Raw genomic sequence first — 18,085 nt, 5'->3', positions numbered from 1 at the left:
GATCGAACGTGTGTTCGAACGATCGGGCGGGTTCAGGCTCCGGCCGAACCCGGCGGGACGGCCACCCGGTCGGGTGCGACGAGCTCGCGGGCGACCCCGTCGACGTCGACGTCGACCAACCGGCCCGCCCACGCGTAGACCTGCAGCTGCGCGGCGTGCTGCCACAGCGGTCGTCCGCTCGAGAGGTCGAAGGCCACGAGGGTCGAGCGTCCGCCCGAACTGCCGTAGGCCAGGGCGTAGCCGACGGTGCGGCCCGCCGCGGCGAGCACGGCTCCGTCGGGCAGCGAGACCCGTGCGCCGGCCGAGCCGGTCGCCCCGTCGAGGGCGCGCACCACGACGGGGCCCGGCCCCGCCGCCGTCGCCGTGGCGAAGACCCGGTCGTCGGTCTGGCCGGGCAGGCCGTCCACGGCGGACGAGCTCGACGCCGGGTCGCGCCAGCGCACCTCGCCCGTCGCGAGGTCGAGACAGGTCACGGTCCGCGACCGGACGTCGGTCACCACGAGGCAGGTCCGCGTCACCGAGTACGCGCCCCGGACGTCCCGGTCCGAGCTCCAGAGGCGCTCGCCGTCGGCGGTCAGCGCGACGAAGCCGGCGTCGCCTCGTCCGGTGGCCGCGCCTCCTCGGGGGGCGTAGACGACGTCGTCGCGGACGGCGTAGCCGACCAGGCGGTCGAGTCGTGCCGACCAGGGCCGCTCGGCGCCCGTGGCCAGGTCGACCTGCACCGAGCCGTCCGCCCGGGCCACGACGAGGCGGTCGGTCAGCGCGAGGGCGATGCCGGCGGTGGAGGCGGCACCGCTCCAGACGACCCGGCCGAGGTCGCGGGCGTCCCGCAGCTCGTACCGGTAGACGCCGCCGACGCCCTGCTGCCGCCCGGTGACCACGACGGCGCCCGCGGTCTGGAACTGGTCCCCGTCGCCGGCCGAACCGGTCGCCACCACGTCGACCGGCCGACCGGTCTCGGTCGAGAGCGTCGTCAGCACCTGCTCGCCGTCGACGGACGCCCGGACGAGCACCAGACCGGCACCCTCCACCGTCGAGACGGACGACACGAGCGCCGGGCCGGTCAGCCCCAGCTCGTGGAAGTCGTCGGCCACGTCGTGCACCCAGCGGAAGTCCCCGCGGTCGACGTCGAGTGCGCCGATGCGGGTGCCCACGCCCTGGGTCGGCGTGGCGCAGTCGCCGTCGTTGGCGAAGCCGTAGGTCCAGGCGCCGGCCGCGCTGACGAGCGCGAGCCCCTGGTCCACGGGTGTCGACCGGTACCGCAGGCACTCGGGCGGGGCCCCGGGCGCGAGGGCGGCCCGCAGGTCGACCCGCCAGCCGGTCGTGGTCGGCTGCTGTCGCAGGTCGTCGACGGCGATGCCCTGCCAGGGGCCGTCGCCGCCGTACTCGGGCTGGGTCGGCGCGACGACGACGGTCGTCACGATCGCCGCCAGCGCCAGGGCGACGTATACCCCGGTCAGCCGACGCCCCGCGCTCACGACGTCGCTCCGACGCGGGCGGTGTCGACGAGTCGCCGGGCCACGCCCCGCTCGTCGATCCGCACCAGGTGCCCGCCCCAGAACACCACGGTGCCGGACGTCGAGGTCGACCAGAGCGGTCGGCCGTCCGCCAGGTCGAGGGCGGCCACGTCGCGCCCCGACGACCGGCCGTCGTCGGTCTGCAGGTAGAGCACCGACCGGCCCGCCGCCGAGAGGTCGTCGAGCAGCCCCACGGCCGAGCTGAACCGGGTGTGCCCGTCCCCGCCGTCGAGGGCGAGCAGCCGCGAGCCGCCCTCGCGTTGGACGATCACGAACACCTCGTCACCCCGTTGGCCCGGCACGGCCTCGATCGCGAACGGGGCGCCCAGGTCGGTGCTCCACCGCACGTCGCCGTGGCGGGGGTCGAGGCATTCCGCGGCCGTGTCGCCGCGGGTGACGACGATCACGCAGGACGGCGTGACCGCCAGCCGACGTCCGCTCGTCGGGCGGCTCCACACGGCGTCACCGCGTTCGTCGAGCGCCGACACCGTGCCGTTCGCCCGGGTGAACTCGATGCCGAACGCGACGACGCGACGGCCGTCGTCGGTCGTGACGACGGCTCCCACCGGCGGGACGGCGATGACGTCGGGCGACGCCGCGAACGGTCGCTCGTCTCCCGTCGTGCCGTCGACGAGCACCGTCTCGCCGCCCTGCGAGACCAGGGCGCCGGCGTCCAGCAACGCCGGCGTGCTGCCCGAGTCGACCCCGCCCTCCCACACCGGGTCGTCGAGGCGCGAGGCCTCGACCAGCTGGTACCGGTCGCCCGACCCCGCGATGCCCGAGAAGGTGCGCAGCTGCAGCGGCCCGCGAGAGTCGACGCTGACGCTCGGCAGGTCGCGCCGGCCGCGCGTCGACTCGACCAGCGACCCGTCGCGCAGGTCGAGCGCGGCGAGCACCGTGGCCCCCGTGGTCTGGGTCTGCACGAGCACGCGTCCGGCCGCCGGCACGACCTGGGTCGCCGGGATGCTCAGAGCGTCGGTGTCGGGCACGTCCCGGGCCAGGTCGTGCACCCAGCGCACCGTGCCCGTGGCCGTCTCGACCAGGCCGATCAGGCTGGTGGTGGCCTCCGAGGCGTACGAGCGGCACGCCGGCGAGCCCAGGGCGTCACCGAAGTCGAGGTCGACCGAGGTGCCGACGGCGACGAGTCCGTCGACGGCCGGGGACGTCCAGAAGTTCAGGCACCGCCGAGGGGCGTCGGGGGCCAGGGTCGCGGCGAGGTCGAGCGTCCAGCCGGTCGCGTCCGGCGCGCGCCGCAGGTCGTCCACGGAGAGTCCGGTCCAGGGCCGGCCGTCGCCGTAGTCGGGGGCGACCGAGACCGCCCCGGCGGCCACGAGCGCGGTCGCCACGACGAGGGCGCCCAGCACCGAGGCCAGGCGACGAGCCGGGGAGGCGCGGTGCCAGCGGCCCGCGACCCGCGCCTCCTCGGGGTGGTCGCGCGCGCGCTCGGGGTGGCTCATGGGTCGGCCTCCTCGTCGAGCGCAGCCGTCGTCCGCCCGACGGGTGTCGTCATGCTATTCGGAGCCCTGGGCCGTGGCGCTCGCCGTGGCGACGCCCCGGCCGTGCCGCCGCCTCGCCGGGGTGGGAATGACGGCCGCCGGGGCGGCGTTCCACCCCTCGACCGTCGGGCGGAACACCGCAGGCACTGGCGTAGACTCCTCGGATCATCTGGACGTCGATACAGGAGAAGGGGCGTGCCCGTGGGTAGGACGCTGGCCGAGAAAGTGTGGGACGACCACGTCGTCGTCAAGGGCGAAGACGGCGCTCCCGACCTTCTCTACATCGACCTCCACCTCGTCCACGAGGTCACCAGCCCCCAGGCCTTCGACGGCCTGCGTCAGGCCGGTCGGCCCCTGCGTCGCACCGACCTCACCATCGCGACCGAGGACCACAACACGCCGACCCTCGCGATCGACAAGCCGATCGCCGACCTGACCAGCCGCACGCAGATCGAGACGCTCCGCCGCAACACGGCCGAGTTCGGCGTCCGCCTGCACTCGCTGGGCGACGCCGAGCAGGGCATCGTGCACGTCGTCGGCCCCCAGCTGGGCCTCACCATGCCGGGCGTCACGGTCGTCTGCGGCGACTCGCACACGTCGACCCACGGGGCCTTCGGCGCCATGGCGTTCGGAATCGGCACGAGCGAGGTCGAGCACGTCATGGCGACGCAGACGCTGCCGCTCAAGCCCTTCAAGACCATGGCGGTCACCGTCGAGGGCACGCTGCGCCCCGGCGTCACCGCGAAGGACATCATCCTGGCGGTCATCGCGCAGATCGGCACCGGCGGCGGGCAAGGCTACGTGCTCGAGTACCGCGGCAGCGCCATCCGCTCCCTCTCGATGGAGGGGCGCATGACCATCTGCAACATGTCGATCGAGGCCGGCGCCCGCGCGGGCATGGTCGCGCCCGACCGGACCACCTACGACTACCTGCAGGGTCGACCGCACGCACCGACCGGCGCCGACTGGGACGACGCGGTCGCCTACTGGGACACCCTGCCCACCGACGACGACGCCGTGTTCGACGCCGAGATCTTCCTCGACGCCGACACCCTCGAGCCGTTCGTCACCTGGGGCACCAACCCCGGCCAGGGCGTGTCGCTCAGCGACTCCGTGCCCGACCCCGAGTCCGTCGTCGACCCGAACGAGAAGGCCGCGGCGACGCGGGCACTCGAGTACATGGCCCTCGAGGCCGGGACGCCGATGAAGGCCATCCCGGTCGACGCCGTCTTCATGGGCTCGTGCACCAACAGCCGCATCGAAGACCTGCGGGCGTTCGCGTCGATCGTCCGTGGTCGCACGAAGGCCGAGGGCGTCCGCGTCATGGTCGTGCCGGGCTCGGCGCGCGTCCGGCTCGAGGCCGAGGCCGAGGGCCTCGACAAGGTCTTCACCGACTTCGGCGCCGAGTGGCGGTTCGCCGGGTGCTCCATGTGCCTCGGCATGAACCCTGACCAGCTCGCCCCGGGCGAGCGCTGCGCGTCGACGTCGAACCGCAACTTCGAGGGCCGTCAGGGCAAGGGGGGCCGCACGCACCTCGTGTCGCCACTCGTCGCCGCGGCCACCGCCGTCCGCGGAACTCTCTCGTCGCCGTGGGATCTCCAGGCCGACGACGCCGGGGCACCGGTCGACGCCCGATCGGCCGCCGAACCCGTCCTCGCCGACGGCACCGACCGGGCGGGGGCCCTCTGATGCAGAAGTTCACCACCGTCACCGGCGTCGCCGCGCCGCTCAAGCGCTCGAACGTCGACACCGACCAGATCATCCCCGCGCAGTTCCTCAAGCGCGTCACCAAGACCGGCTTCGAGGACGCCCTCTTCTTCGGGTGGCGCAACGACCCGGAGTTCGTGCTGAACCAGCCGGCGTTCCAGGGCGCGCGCGTCCTCGTCGCCGGCCCTGACTTCGGCACCGGCTCGAGCCGGGAGCACGCCGTCTGGGCGCTCCGCGACTTCGGCTTCGACGTCATCATCAGCTCGCGCTTCGGCGACATCTTCCGCGGCAACTCCGGCAAGCAGGGGCTGCTCGCCGCAGCCGTCTCCGAAGACGACGTCGAGCGGATCTGGGCCGAGATCGACGAGCACCCGGGCGTCGAGATCACGGTCGACCTCGTGGCGCAGGCCGCCACGGTCGGCAGCCTCACCGTCGGATTCGAAGTCGATGCCTACACTAAGTGGCGTCTCCTCGAAGGCCTCGACGACATCGGCCTGACCCTCCGCGACGAAGCGGCCATCACAGAATTCGAATCCCGTCGCGCCTCCTGGCGCCCGAAGACATTGCCGGTGAAGTAAGTGAACTCTCTCGTCCAAGACGCAGCAGCAGCAGGTGCCCGTGTGGGGTTGACCTCCGATGAGATCGTCATCCGGGGCGGCAAGCCGCTCATCGGTCGCATCGAGGTGCGCGGCGCGAAGAACCTCGCCACCAAGGCGATGGTCGCGGCGCTGCTGGGCGACACCCCCAGCATCTTGAAGGACGTCCCCGACATCAGCGACGTCAACGTCGTCCGCGGGCTCCTCTCGGTCCACGGCGTGCGCATCACCGACCCGGCGCGCGGCGAGATGATCCTCGACCCCTCCAACGTCGAGAGCGCGCACTTCGCCGAGATCGACGCCCACGCGGGCTCGAGCCGCATCCCGATCCTCTTCTGCGGACCGCTGCTGCACCGCCTCGGCGAGGCGTTCATCCCCGACCTCGGCGGCTGCCGCATCGGCGACCGGCCGATCGACTTCCACCTCGACGCCCTGCGGGCCTTCGGCGCCGTCGTCGACAAGTCGTACAACGGCATCCACCTCACGGCCCCCAACGGCCTCACCGGTGCCAACATCGAGCTGCCCTACCCGAGCGTCGGCGCCACCGAGCAGGTGCTGTTGACCGCGGTGCTCGCCAAGGGCGTCACCGAACTGCGCAACGCCGCGATCGAGCCCGAGATCATGGACCTCATCGCCATCCTGCAGAAGATGGGCGCCGTCGTCTCGGTCGAGCCGAACCGCGTCATCTTCATCGAGGGCGTCGAGAAGCTCCGGGGCTACACGCACCGGGCGATCAACGACCGCAACGAGGCGGCCAGCTGGGCCTCGGCCGCGCTCGCGACCAAGGGCGACATCTTCGTCGAGGGTGCCGACCAGAAAGACCTGATGACGTTCTTGAACGTCTTCCGCAAGGTCGGCGGCGACTTCGACGTCCACGAGGACGGCATCCGCTTCTTCCACCCCGGTGGCGAGCTCAAGCCCGTCGTCGTCGAGACCGACGTGCACCCCGGCTTCATGACCGACTGGCAGCAGCCCCTGATCGTCGCCCTCACGCAGGCGCAGGGCACCTCGGTCGTCCACGAGACGGTGTACGAGAACCGGTTCCAGTTCACCGAGGCCCTCAACGACATGGGTGCCGACATCACGGTGCACAAAGACGGACTGCCCGACCACGACCGCCGCGTCGCGCGTCGCGAGTTCGAGCAGGCCGCGGTCATCAACGGCCCGACGGCGCTGCACGGGGCCGACATCCGGGTGCCCGACCTGCGCGGTGGCTTCAGCCACCTGATCGCGGCCCTGACCGCCGAGGGCGAGTCGAAGATCAGCAACGTCGGCATCATCAGCCGCGGCTACGAGCACTTCATCGCGAAGCTGCGCAAGCTCGGCGCCGACTTCGACTTCAAGGGCTGATCGGCCGGTGTCGACTGCCGACCCCGACGCCCCCGTCGTCCCGGTCCCGGCGCGAGGGCGTCGCAAAGAGAAGGGTGCGTTCTTCCGCACCCTGGCGACGCCCGCGGCGCCGCTCTTCGACCTGATGGCCTCGATCGACATCGTCGACGGTCACAAGTTGCCGGCCGAGGGTGCGTTCGTCCTGACGCCGAACCACTACACGAACATCGACCCGGTCGTCGTCGGCCGGGTCATGTGGGCCCTCGGCCGCGTCCCCCGCTTCCTGGCCAAGGCGTCGCTCTTCCGGGTGCCGGTCTTCGGACGCATGATGCACGCCATGGGGCACATCCCGGTCGAACGTGCCGGTCGCACGCATGACAACGACCCGCTCGCGGCCGGTCGCACCCTCGTGGCGAGCGGTGGCGGCGTGATCGTCTACCCCGAGGGCACGCTGACCCGCGACCCCGATCTCTGGCCCATGAAGGGCAAGAGCGGGGCCGTCCGGCTCGCACTCGCCGCCGGGGTCCCGCTCATCCCCATGGCCCACTGGGGCAGCCAGCACCTGATGGGGCGCTACTCGAGCCGGCTGCACGCCTTCCCCCGCAAGCGCATCACCGTCGTGATCGGCGATCCCGTCGACCTCTCGGCCTATCGCGACCGACCGCTCGACCAGGCGTCCGTCACGGCCGCCACGGCGCTCGTCATGCAGGCCGTGACCGAGCTCGTGGAGCGGCTTCGGGCCGAGACGGCACCCGCCGAGCGCTGGAACCCCGCCAAGAACCACCAGAAAGAGACAGGTCGCTTTGAGTAGCTCCGAGTCACGCGAAGGCGCCATCGAAGCTCTCGGCGAAGGGGCGGTCACGACCGAGGCGATCTCGATCGTCATGCGCGAGGCCATCCCGCGTCGGGTCGCCGTGCTCGGGTCGGGCAGCTGGGGCACGACCTTCGCCAAGGTGCTCGCCGAGGGCGGCGCCGACGTCACCCTGTGGGCCCGCCGCCCCGAGGTGGCCCGCGAGATCACCGAGAGCAAGCGCAACACCGACTACCTGCCGGGCATCAACCTGCCCCGGACCCTCGTCGCGACCCCGTCGGTCGAGCAGGCCCTCGCCGGTGCCGAGCAGGTCTACCTGTCGGTGCCGAGTCAGACGCTGCGCGAGAACCTCACGGCCATCCGGGGGCTCGTGCCGGGTGGCGTGCCGGTGGTCAGCCTGATGAAGGGCGTCGAGAAGGCGACCGGGCTCCGCATGAGTCAGGTCATCGAGGCCGAGCTCGGCATCGAGCGCGACCTGATCGCCGTCGCGTCCGGTCCGAACCTCGCCCTCGAGATCGCGAAGCGGCAGCCGACGGCCGCCGTGGTGTCGTCCCACAGCCTCGAGACCGCGACGCTGGTCGCGGCGACGGCCACCAACCCGTACTTCCGGTCGTTCGTCAACACCGACGTGATCGGCACCGAGTTCGGCGGCGTGCTGAAGAACCTCATCGCCGTCGCCATCGGCATCGTCGACGGGGTCGGCTACGGCGAGAACACGAAGGCCTCGATCATCACGCGGGGCCTGGCCGAGATGACCGCGTTCGCGGTCTCGTTCGGTGCCAAGGCCGAGACGCTCGCCGGGCTCGCCGGGCTCGGCGACCTCATCGCCACCTGCGAGTCGCCGCTGTCGCGCAACAACACGGCGGGCCGGTTGCTCGGTCAGGGATACGCCTTCGGTGACGTGGTGCGTCAGATGAACCAGACCGCCGAGGGGCTGGCGTCGGTGGCACCCATCCTCGAACTGGCCCGGTCGCGGGGCGTCGACATGCCCATCGTCCAGCAGGTGGCCGAGGTGCTCGCCGGTACGCTGGACCCGCGCAACATCGCCCCGCACCTCACCGAGACGGACGAGCCGCAGGGCGAGTGACCTCGAGGTCGTCGCCGCCGGGGCGTGCGCCGACCAGAGCCCGCCACCGCGGGTCGGCCCGTGGGCCGTGACACCGAAGAGAGGCCCCTCCATGGCGACCAGCGACCCGACTCCGACGACCGACCCCGGCGCGACCGCCCCCGGTGTGACCGACCCGTCGTCGGTCGGCACGGCGAAGACCGTCGTGGTCGTCCTCTTCGGCGGCCGGTCGAGCGAGCACTCGATCAGCTGTGCGACGGCCGGGGGAGTCCTCTCGGCGATCGACCGCGAGCGGTTCGAGGTGGTGCCGGTCGGCATCACGGCCGAGGGCGCCTTCACGCTGCAGCCCGACGACGCCTCGCGGTTCGCACTCGACGCCGAGACCTTGCCGACCGTCGTCGACAACGGCACGCGGGTGCACTGGCCCGAGTCGTCCACCACCCGTGAGCTCACGGTCACCGAGGCCGACGGCTCGACCCGCCTGCTGGGCGAGGTCGACGTGGTCTTCCCCATCCTGCACGGCCCGTTCGGTGAGGACGGCACGGTGCAGGGCCTCCTCGAACTGACCGGCCTCCCGTACGTCGGGGCCGGCGTCCTGGCGTCGTCGCTCGGGATGGACAAGCACTTCACCAAGACCGTCCTGCAGGCGGCCGGGGTGTCCGTCGCCCCGTGGCGCACCGTCCGCCGTCGCGACTGGGATGCCGCCCCCGAGCGGGTGGCCGCCGACTTCGAGGCCCTGGGGTACCCGATGTTCGTCAAGCCGGCCCGTGCCGGCTCGAGCGTCGGGGTGTCGCGCGTCGGCTCGTCCGGCGACCTGGCCGCGGCCATGGCGAAGGCCTTTGCCGAGGACCACAAGGTGCTCGTCGAGGCGGCCGTCGTCGGTCGCGAGATCGAGTGCGCCGTGCTCGGTGGTCGTGGCGGCACCGCCCCGCGCACCTCGGTCGCAGGCGAGATCGTCCTCGCGGGCGACACGTTCTACGACTTCGAGTCGAAGTACCTCGGTGCACCGGGTGCCGACCTCGTCTGCCCGGCCGACCTCCGCGGCGACCAGCTGGCCGAGATGCAGCGACTCGCCGCCCTCGCCTTCGAGGCCATCGACGGCACCGGCCTCGCGCGGGTCGACTTCTTCTTGACCGACGACGGCTGGGTGATCAACGAGATCAACACCATGCCCGGCTTCACCCCGATCTCGATGTTCCCCGCCTGCTGGCTCGCGAGTGGCCTCAGCTACCCCGAGCTGATCGACGAGCTCATCGCGCTCGGCCTCGAGACCGAACGCTGACCGCCTCCCTCCGTCACCACGCCACGACGTGAACACGCCGCCACGAGATCTCGTGGCGGCGTGTGCACGTCGTGGCACGGTTCCGGCGAGCGGCACGCAGCGAGCGAGCGAGCGGGCGTCGGCACCCGGCGGGCGCTACGGCGTCGGCGTGGCGGAGGGCTCGTCGGCCGAGCCGGCCGAGCCGGGCAGGTCGCCGGCCCCGACGCACTGCTTGCCGTCGTTCGGCAGGTAGCCGACCGCGTCGGCCAGGTCGCGCAGCACGTTGCCGCCGTTGGCCTTCGTGGTGTCGACGATCACCTGCACGCCGGGCTCGCGGCCGTACGTGGTGAGGATCGAGGTCTCGGCGTCGTCGGGGTCTTGGTCGACCAGCCAGTCGACGCCCTGGATGTCGTAGCAGGGCAGGTCGGACACCGCGGGCGTCTCGACGCCGCAGTGCAACAGCACGCTCGTCGGCGAGCCCCAGGCGCCCGTGGCCTGGGCGTCGGTCTCGCGCCGGCCCTGCCCGTCGTCGACGACCTCGGGCAGGTGGACGGTCACCTGCGCGCACGAGGGGTCGTTCGCCCCGTCGGCGGGCTGCATCGGCACGGCCCGGGCACAGCCGACGAGGAACGTCGCGAGACCCGCCGCGACGAGCGCGAGGGCCGCGACGCGGAGGCGGGGACGGAGGCGCGGGGCGAGGAGCGAGGACGGGTTCGACATCGCATCCAGGCTACCGTTCAGCACATGGAACGACGCTCCACGGACCCCCGCCCGGACGACGGCGGCACCGCCGACGCCGTCACCGCCGCCGACACCGTCGAGGGCGTCGGCGAGCTCGCCACGCTCGCGCGCATCCTGCCGCGTCTGCCGCGGGGCGACCACACCCTGCTCGGCCCGGGCGACGACGCAGCCGTCGTGGCCGCCCCCGACGCCCGGTTCGTCGTGACGACCGACCTGATGGTGCACGGCCCCGACTTCCGTCGCGCCTGGTCGACGCCGCACGACCTCGGCTGGAAGGCCGCCGCCTCGAACCTGGCCGACGTGGCGGCGATGGGGGCGCGGCCGACGGCCCTGGTCGTCGCCCTCGCGGTGCCCGGTGACACGCCCGTGGCCGAGCTCGAGGCGTTCGCCGACGGGTTGCGCGAGGGCTGCGCGGTCATGGCCCCCGGGGCGGGCGTGGTCGGCGGCGACCTCTCGGTCTCACCGACCTTCACGGTCGCGGTGACGGCCTTCGGCGACCTCGAGGGGCGCGCCCCGGTGCGGCGGGACGGCGCCCGGCCCGGCGACGTCGTCGCGGTCTCCGGGGCCCTCGGCCGGTCCGCCCGGGGGCTCGACCTGCTCTTCCGCCTGGGCGTCGACCACGAAGGGCGGCCCGACGCCTCCGCGGCCGCGGCACTCCGCGCCCGCGACGCCGACGTCGGCTGGCACCTCGCCCCCACGCCGCCCGTCGCCGACGGGCGCGCCGCGGCGATCGCGGGCGCGACCGCGATGCTCGACCTGTCCGACGGCCTCGCCCTCGACGCGGGCCGCGTCGCCCGGGCCGGCGACGTGGTGGTCGACCTGACGGCGGCCGCCCTCGGCGACGACGTGCGCCTCTCCCTCTCGGGCGGCGAGGACCACTCCCTCTTCGCCACGTTCCCGCCCGGCGTGCCGTTGCCCGGCGGCTTCCGCGCCGTCGGCACGGTCCGCGACACCGCAGGAGGCGCGCCCCGCGTCACCCTCGACGGTTCCGACCTCGGGGAGGCCGGGGGGTGGGACCCGTACCGCCTGTGGTCTGGCGGGCAGGGCTGACGAGGCGACCCGCGCCTCCTCGTCCGTCGGTTCAGTCGCGCAGCGCGAACCAGACGGTCGTGTCGCCGTACTGCTTCTTCACGTCGAGGCCGAGGCCGTCCGGCCAGCCGGGCTCGCCGTCGCGGGACGCACGCTCGACGACGACGAGGGCCTGCTCGTCGAGCGAGGGCAGCAGCGCGACGAGGTCGGCGGTGAGGTCGGCCGCCGACAGCTCGTACGGGGGGTCGAAGAAGACGAGGTCGACGAGGGCGGCCCCGCCCTCGAGGTACGACCGCACCGGCTGGACGACGACGTCGACGCGCGGGGGAGTGCCCCGGGGCGGGCGGGGCGCCCGGGCCAGCACCGACTCGACGTTGCGGCGCAGCACCTTGGCCGCGGCCGGTGCCTTCTCGACCAGCACGACCGACACGGCCCCGCGCGACGCGGCCTCGAGCCCCAGGCCCCCGGTGCCGGCGTAGAGGTCGAGCACGCGCCGGCCGCGGATCTCGTCACGGGCGTCGAGCGACGAGAAGAGCGCCTCGCGCACCCGGTCGCTCGTGGGGCGCGTCCCGACCTTGGGGACGACGAGCGAGAGGTTGTCGGCGAAGCCGGAGATGATGCGGGACATGGGGTCAACCATGCCAGGTCGCCGTGGCCCGCCGGGGCGGAGGGCCGGGCCGGCGACGGCGCGGTCGCGGCCCGGCTTCGGTCCGCCCCGACGCGCGGCCCCGTCGACGCGCGCTTCGAGCATCCCGACAACGCATCGCCGTCGCCCGCCCCGCCCGGTCGTCGGACCTGCACAACCGACTTGTCCGCACCCGCCGGCGTCGACAGCATCGGGTGCCATGACCAGCGTCGATCGAACCGTCAGGCCCTCGTTCACCAAGTCGCTCTTCGCGGGGCGCATCGCCTCCGAGCTCGTCTTCCCCTACCCGGGGATGACCGCGGCCGAGAAGGCCCGGGTCGAGACGGTCTCGGCGTCCGCCCGCGAGGTGCTCGCCGGCTACGACCCGCTGAAGGCCGAACGCGAGGGGTGGATCGGCGACGACACGGTCCGCGAGCTGGGCGAGCGCGGCCTGATGGGGCTGTTCGTCTCCGAGGAGTACGGCGGTCTCGGGCTCGGCCAGAGCGCCTACTGCCGCGTGTACGAGGAGTTCGGCCGGGTCGACGGCACCCTGGCCACCGTCATGGGCGTGCACCAGTCGATCGGCACCAAGCCGCTGCACCTCTACGGCACCGACGACCAGAAGGCGCGCTGGCTGCCCGACCTGGCGAGCGGTCGGAAACTCGCCGCGTTCGTGCTGACCGAGCCGAACGTGGGCAGCGACGCCTACGCCCTCGAGACCCGGGCCGAACGGCAGGCCGACGGCAGCTGGGTGCTGAACGGCGAGAAGCGGTGGATCGGCAACGGCGACAAGGACGTCCTGACGGTCTTCGCGCAGAGCGACCTCGGCCACGTCGCGCTCATCGTCGAGAAGGGCACCGAGGGGCTGAGCACCGGCCCGCGGTTCGAGACGCACGGCCTCAAGGCCAACCACCTGCAGCGCGTGCGCTTCACCGACGTCCGGGTGCCCGCCGAGAACCTGCTCGGCGAGCCGGGCGACGGCTTCCGCATCGCGGTCAACACGCTCAACAACGGCCGCATGTCGATGGGGACGGCCATCGCCGGCGGCATGAAGCGGTTCCTCGAGCTGAGCCTCGAGCACACGGAGGCGCGGCAGCAGTTCGGCAGGCCGCTCGCCGACTTCGAGATGGTCGGCGACAAGCTCGCCTGGATGACCCGGCAGATCTACGGCATCGAATCGATGTCGTACCTGACCACGGGTCTCGTCGACCGGGGCGACACCGACTTCGCCCTCGAGTCGGCCATGACCAAGGTCGCGGCGAGCGACACGGGCTGGTACGCGCTGAACCGGGCCGTGCAGCTGCACGGCGGTGAGGCCTACATGGCGGACCACCCGCTGTCGAAGGCGCTGCGCGACTTCCGGATCTTCCCGATCTTCGAGGGCGCCAACGACGTCCTGCGGGCGTTCGTCGCCCTGAACGGCCTCAAGACGCTGAGCGAAGAACTGCCCGACGTGGCGTCGCTGAGCATCGGGGACCCCGGGCGGGCCCTCGGCGTGCTCGCCCCGTACGTCGCCGGCCGCGTCCAACGCCGCCTCCGACCCGAGCGTCCCGTGGGGGTCCACCCCGCCCTCGCGAAGCAGGCCGCCGAGCTCGGCGACCAGGTGTCGCGGCTGCGCGAACGCACCGAGGGCGCCCTGCGCAAGCACGGCAAGAAGGTGCAAGAGAGGCAGCTCGTGCAGAAGCGCCTCGCCGACGCGGCGAGCGGCATCTACGCGCAGACGGCCGTGCTCTCGCGGGCCTCCACGGCCCTCCAGGAGGCGCGGGCCGACTCCGAGGCGGAGCGTCACCTGGCCGTGGGCTTCTGCCAGCAGTCCGCCCGCGGGGTCGGGCGCCTGTTGCGGGCCCTCGAGGTGAACGACGACCGGCACACGGCCGACCTCGCGAGGGCGACCCGCGCCTCCGGCGGGTACTCCTTCTCGCTCTGACGCCCGCGGCCCACGTCAGGGCCGGGTCGCGTCGGGACGGGCGCGGCCGTGGACGGGCGCCGTCGTGACGGGTCGCTGTCGGGGGCGGGCACTAGCGTGGTGTCCGTGCCCGACTCACCCCTCGACGCGTCGCTGGCCGGGGCCCTCGGCGGCCGCACGGCCACCGCGCTGCAGAAGGCCTTCGGCCTGCGCACGGTCGGCGACCTGCTGACGCACTTCCCGCGGCGGTACGCCCGGCGCGGCGAGCTCACGGCCCTCGACCAGCTGCCGCTCGGCGAGTCGGTCACGATCGTCGCGCAGGTGCTCGACGTGCGCGAGCGCACCATGCGGGCCCGCCGTGGCTCGATCCTCGAGGTGCGCATCGGCGACGGGCAGGGCATCCTCACGCTCACCTTCTTCAACCAGGCCTGGCGGGCGAAAGACCTCGTGCCGGGTGCCCGCGGCATCTTCGCGGGCAAGGTCGGCGACTACCGGGGGCTGCGCCAGCTGGCCCACCCCGACTACGAGCTCTTCGACGCCTCGCACGAGGCCGTCGCCGGGGTCGGCGACCAGCAGGCCCAGAAGTGGGCGAAGCAACCGATCCCGATCTACCCGGCCAGCGCCTCCGTGGCCTCGTGGCAGGTGCAGAAGTCGCTCGAGGTGCTGCTCGACGGCCTGCCGCCGATCGACGACGCGGTGCCGGCGTCGGTGCGCGCCGAGCTCGACCTGATGCCGACGTCCGAGGCCTACGAGCGCATCCACCGGCCCGAGACCGATCGCGACCACCTCACGGCCCGCGACACGCTGCGGTTCGACGAGGCCTTCGTGCTGCAGAGCGCGCTGCTGCAGCAGCGGGCCCTCGTGCGCCGCTCGGCGGCCACGCCCCGTCGGGCCGCTCCCGACGGGTTGCTCTCCGGCTTCGACGCCGCCCTGCCCTTCGAGCGGACGGGCGACCAGCGGCTCGTGGGCGACGAGATCACCCGCGACCTCGAGGCCGAGGTGCCGATGAACCGCCTCGTCCAGGGCGAGGTCGGCTCGGGCAAGACCCTCGTCGCCCTGCGGGCCATGCTCGCCGTCGCCGAGAGCGGGGGGCAGTCGGCGCTGCTCGCCCCGACCGAGGTGCTCGCCGCGCAGCACCTGCGGTCCATCACGGCGACGCTCGGGCCCGACCTGGCCGCCCGGCTGCGACCGACCCTGCTGACCGGCCAGATGACGGTCGCGCAGCGCAAGAGGGCGTTGCTGTCGATCGTCAGCGGTCAGGCCCACATCGTCGTCGGCACCCACGCGCTGATCAGCGAGACCGTCGAGTTCTTCGACCTCGGGCTGGTCGTGGTCGACGAACAGCACCGCTTCGGCGTCGACCAGCGCGAGGCGCTGCGCAAGAAGGGGGCGACGCCGCCGCACGTGCTCGTCCTCACCGCCACGCCGATCCCGCGGACGGTGGCGATGACGGTGTTCGGCGACCTCGACGTCTCGACCATCGCCGAGCTGCCGAGGGGGCGCCAGCCCATCGAGTCGTTCGTCGTGCCGCTCGCCGACCACCCGACCTGGGGCGGTCGCATCTGGCAGCGTTCCGCCGAAGAGGTGGCGAAGGGGCGACAGGTGTTCGTGGTCTGCCCCGCGATCGACGCGGTGACGGCCGAACCGGGCGACCCGCCCGACGGCGACGTCGCGTCCGACGACGATGCGTCCGACGCCGGTCCGTCCGAGGCGCCGGCACCCGAGCGGGCCAGCGTCGAGGGGGTCATGGCCCGGGTGCCCACGATCCCCGTGCTCCAGGGCCTGCGCGTCGAACCGCTGCACGGCCGCATGTCGTCCGACGAGAAGGACGACGTCATGCGCCGCTTCGCCGCCGGTGACATCGACGTGCTCGTCGCCACCACCGTCATCGAGGTCGGGGTCGACGTGCCGAACGCCTCGACCATGGTCGTGCTCGACGCGGACCGCTTCGGCGTCTCGCAGTTGCACCAGCTGCGGGGTCGCGTCGGGCGAGGGGGGCACCCGGGGCTCTGCCTGCTCGTCACCCACGCGGCCGCCGAGACCGTGGCGCGCGAGCGCGTCGACGCGGTCGCGGCGACGCTCGACGGCTTCGAGCTCGCGCAGGTCGACCTCGAGCTCCGCCGCGAGGGCGACGTGCTCGGCGACCTGCAGTCGGGCGGGCGGTCATCGTTGCGCCTGCTGCGGGTCGCGCGCGACGGCGACCTCATCGGGCTCGCCCGCGAGCACGCCGCCGACGTGCTCGAGGCCGACCCCCGCCTGGTCGACCATCCCGCACTGGCCGCGGCCATCGCCCGGCGACTGGACGACCGGGGCCGCGAGGCCATGGGCAAGAACTGAGCCGACCGGCGATGCGTGACGTGTCCTCGACGGTGGGTCCGGCCTGGGTGTCCGTCCGGGGTCGGCGGGATACAGTGACCGGATGAGCAGGATCGCCGTCGTCCCGGGTTCGTTCGACCCCGTGACCCTCGGTCACGTCGACGTGATCGCCCGGGCCGCCAACATCTTCGACGAGGTCCACGTCCTCGTGGTGCACAATCCCGAGAAGAGCGCCCTGTTGCCGCTCGCGCAGCGGGTCTCGCTGCTCGGCGACTCGCTCCGGGCCGCGGGTCTGCCCGACACCGTCACGGTGCACAGCTGGAGCGTCGGGTTGCTCGTCGACTACTGCACCGAGGTCGGCGCCAGCGTGCTGGTCAAGGGCATCCGCTCACAGGTCGACGTCGCGTACGAGACCCCGATGGCGATCATGAACCGCAGCCTGGCCGGCGTCGAGACCGTGTTCCTGCTGCCCGACCCCGCCCACGCGCACGTCTCGAGCTCGCTGGTCCGCCAGGTCGCGTCGCTCGGCGGCGACGTCTCGCCCTACGTGCCCGAGGCCGTCGCCGCGTACCTCAGCACCACCTGACCCCGACCCACCCGACCGAGGACGACGCGATGACCACGACCAACGACCCGACCGTCGACCCCGCCGTCCGAGCCACCGGGCCCGGGCCCGAGCTGTCGCTCGACGAGGTCCAGCAGCGGGCTCGCGGCATCCTCGAGGCCGTCGCCACCGTCATCGACGGCAAGGACGGTGCCATCTCGACGGCGCTGACCGTGCTGCTGGCCGAAGGGCACCTCCTGATCGAGGACGTCCCCGGCGTCGGCAAGACCCAGCTCGCCCGTGCCCTCGCCAAGGCGGTCGACGCGACGGTCACGCGCATCCAGTTCACCCCCGACCTGCTGCCGAGCGACATCACGGGCGTCTCGGTCTACGACCGGCAGAGCGGCGGGTTCGAGTTCAAGCCCGGTCCCGTCTTCGCGAACGTGGTCATCGGTGACGAGATCAACCGGGCCTCGCCCAAGACGCAGTCGGCCCTGCTCGAGAGCCTCGAAGAGCGCCAGGTCACCGTCGACGGCATCACCCACCCGCTGCCGTCGCCGTTCCTCGTCGTGGCGACGCAGAACCCGGTCGAGATGGAGGGCACCTACAACCTGCCCGAAGCGCAGCGCGACCGCTTCATGGCCCGCATCTCGCTCGGCTACCCGGACGCCCGCAGCGAATTGCGCATGCTGCAGCAGCGCGAGCGCGTCAGCCCGCTCGACGTCCTGCGCCCGCTCGTCTCCCTCGACGAGCTCACGCGCATGATCGCCGCCGTGCGCACCGTCTACACGGCACAGGCCGTCGAGGAGTACGCCGTCCGCATCGTCCAGGCGACCCGGGTGCACCCCGACGTCCGTCTCGGGGCGAGCCCCCGGGCGACGCTGCAGCTGATGCGGGCCGCCAAGTCGTGGGCCGCGCTGAACGGCCGTGGCTACGTCGTCCCCGACGACGTCGACGCCCTCAGCGGTCCCGTCCTCGGGCACCGCGTGATCCTCGCCGGTCGGGCGGGTGCCGGTGCCGTCTCGGCCGCGTACGACCTCGTCGCCGAGGTCGTCGAACGGACCGCCGTGCCGCTCGGCGACCCGGCCGACGCGCGCTGACCGTGAGGCGGGGTGGGGTCCCCAGGCCGACCGGCCGAGGC

General features: G+C 73.0%; 15 protein-coding genes. 11 read left to right on the top strand and 4 right to left on the bottom strand.

The annotated features are described in order from the left end of the window. Positions 1-32: 32 nt before the first annotated feature. Positions 33-1,478, bottom strand: coding sequence for a hypothetical protein (locus tag ITJ55_RS04150; RefSeq protein WP_194594197.1), 1,446 nt, complete (start codon positions 1,476-1,478; stop codon positions 33-35). Further along, a complete protein-coding gene (locus tag ITJ55_RS04145) occupies positions 1,475-2,974 on the bottom strand; it encodes a PQQ-binding-like beta-propeller repeat protein (protein ID WP_194594196.1) in 1,500 nt (499 codons plus the stop codon). Before ITJ55_RS04145 ends, ITJ55_RS04150 begins: the two co-directional genes overlap by 4 nt. 240 nt (positions 2,975-3,214) lie before the next feature. On the opposite strand from ITJ55_RS04145, the gene leuC reads away from it, so the two are divergent. The 6 genes from leuC (at position 3,215) to ITJ55_RS04115 (ending at position 9,804) form a co-directional block, all read left to right on the top strand. Further along, a complete protein-coding gene (gene leuC / locus ITJ55_RS04140) occupies positions 3,215-4,702 on the top strand; it encodes a 3-isopropylmalate dehydratase large subunit (RefSeq protein ID WP_370544064.1) in 1,488 nt (495 codons plus the stop codon). Further along, complete coding sequence (gene leuD, locus ITJ55_RS04135) at positions 4,702-5,298, top strand: 3-isopropylmalate dehydratase small subunit (protein WP_194594194.1); 597 nt, start codon at positions 4,702-4,704, stop codon at positions 5,296-5,298. Before leuC ends, leuD begins: the two co-directional genes overlap by 1 nt. Beyond that, positions 5,299-6,666 carry a UDP-N-acetylglucosamine 1-carboxyvinyltransferase gene (gene murA, locus ITJ55_RS04130; RefSeq protein WP_055971815.1) on the top strand — a complete coding sequence of 456 codons (1,368 nt, stop codon included), beginning with the start codon at positions 5,299-5,301 and terminating at the stop codon, positions 6,664-6,666. It abuts the gene before it with no gap. A 7-nt stretch (positions 6,667-6,673) separates the two neighbouring features. Then, entirely contained in the window at positions 6,674-7,456 is a 783-nt protein-coding gene (locus ITJ55_RS04125) for a lysophospholipid acyltransferase family protein (RefSeq protein ID WP_370544007.1), read from the top strand. 73 nt (positions 7,457-7,529) lie between these two features. Beyond that, a complete protein-coding gene (locus ITJ55_RS04120; protein WP_056258374.1) occupies positions 7,530-8,543 on the top strand; it encodes an NAD(P)H-dependent glycerol-3-phosphate dehydrogenase in 1,014 nt (337 codons plus the stop codon). Between the two features lie 91 nt (positions 8,544-8,634). Continuing rightward, positions 8,635-9,804: a D-alanine--D-alanine ligase family protein gene (locus tag ITJ55_RS04115; protein ID WP_194594193.1), complete on the top strand. Its 1,170-nt coding sequence runs from the start codon at positions 8,635-8,637 to the stop codon at positions 9,802-9,804. 135 nt (positions 9,805-9,939) lie between these two features. Here the strand turns inward: ITJ55_RS04115 and ITJ55_RS04110 are convergent, their stop codons facing one another. Further along, a complete protein-coding gene (locus ITJ55_RS04110) occupies positions 9,940-10,503 on the bottom strand; it encodes a DUF3515 family protein (RefSeq protein ID WP_194594192.1) in 564 nt (187 codons plus the stop codon). A 24-nt stretch (positions 10,504-10,527) separates the two neighbouring features. Between ITJ55_RS04110 and thiL the strand changes: the two genes are divergently transcribed. Next, positions 10,528-11,574, top strand: coding sequence for a thiamine-phosphate kinase (gene thiL / locus ITJ55_RS04105; protein WP_194594191.1), 1,047 nt, complete (start codon positions 10,528-10,530; stop codon positions 11,572-11,574). 31 nt (positions 11,575-11,605) lie between these two features. Here the strand turns inward: thiL and ITJ55_RS04100 are convergent, their stop codons facing one another. Further along, positions 11,606-12,181 carry an RsmD family RNA methyltransferase gene (locus ITJ55_RS04100; RefSeq protein ID WP_194594190.1) on the bottom strand — a complete coding sequence of 192 codons (576 nt, stop codon included), beginning with the start codon at positions 12,179-12,181 and terminating at the stop codon, positions 11,606-11,608. 217 nt (positions 12,182-12,398) lie between these two features. On the opposite strand from ITJ55_RS04100, the gene ITJ55_RS04095 reads away from it, so the two are divergent. From ITJ55_RS04095 to ITJ55_RS04080, 4 genes are all read left to right on the top strand, one after another. Next, complete coding sequence (locus tag ITJ55_RS04095; protein ID WP_194594189.1) at positions 12,399-14,105, top strand: acyl-CoA dehydrogenase family protein; 1,707 nt, start codon at positions 12,399-12,401, stop codon at positions 14,103-14,105. A 105-nt stretch (positions 14,106-14,210) separates the two neighbouring features. After that, positions 14,211-16,421 (top strand): ATP-dependent DNA helicase RecG, encoded by a 2,211-nt coding sequence (locus ITJ55_RS04090; RefSeq protein WP_194594188.1) that lies wholly within the window; start codon positions 14,211-14,213, stop codon positions 16,419-16,421. An 82-nt stretch (positions 16,422-16,503) separates the two neighbouring features. Beyond that, on the top strand, positions 16,504-16,986 hold the full coding sequence (coaD, locus tag ITJ55_RS04085) for a pantetheine-phosphate adenylyltransferase (RefSeq protein ID WP_056257317.1): 483 nt from the start codon (positions 16,504-16,506) through the stop codon (positions 16,984-16,986). 29 nt (positions 16,987-17,015) lie between these two features. After that, a complete protein-coding gene (locus tag ITJ55_RS04080; protein WP_194594187.1) occupies positions 17,016-18,044 on the top strand; it encodes a MoxR family ATPase in 1,029 nt (342 codons plus the stop codon). Positions 18,045-18,085 lie beyond the last annotated feature (41 nt).

The sequence above is a fragment of the Frigoribacterium sp. VKM Ac-1396 genome (assembly GCF_015350895.1).
GTDB lineage: Bacteria > Actinomycetota > Actinomycetes > Actinomycetales > Microbacteriaceae > Frigoribacterium.
The sequence above is the reverse complement of the archived record's forward strand: the minus strand, read 5'-3'. Positions and strand labels throughout refer to the sequence as shown.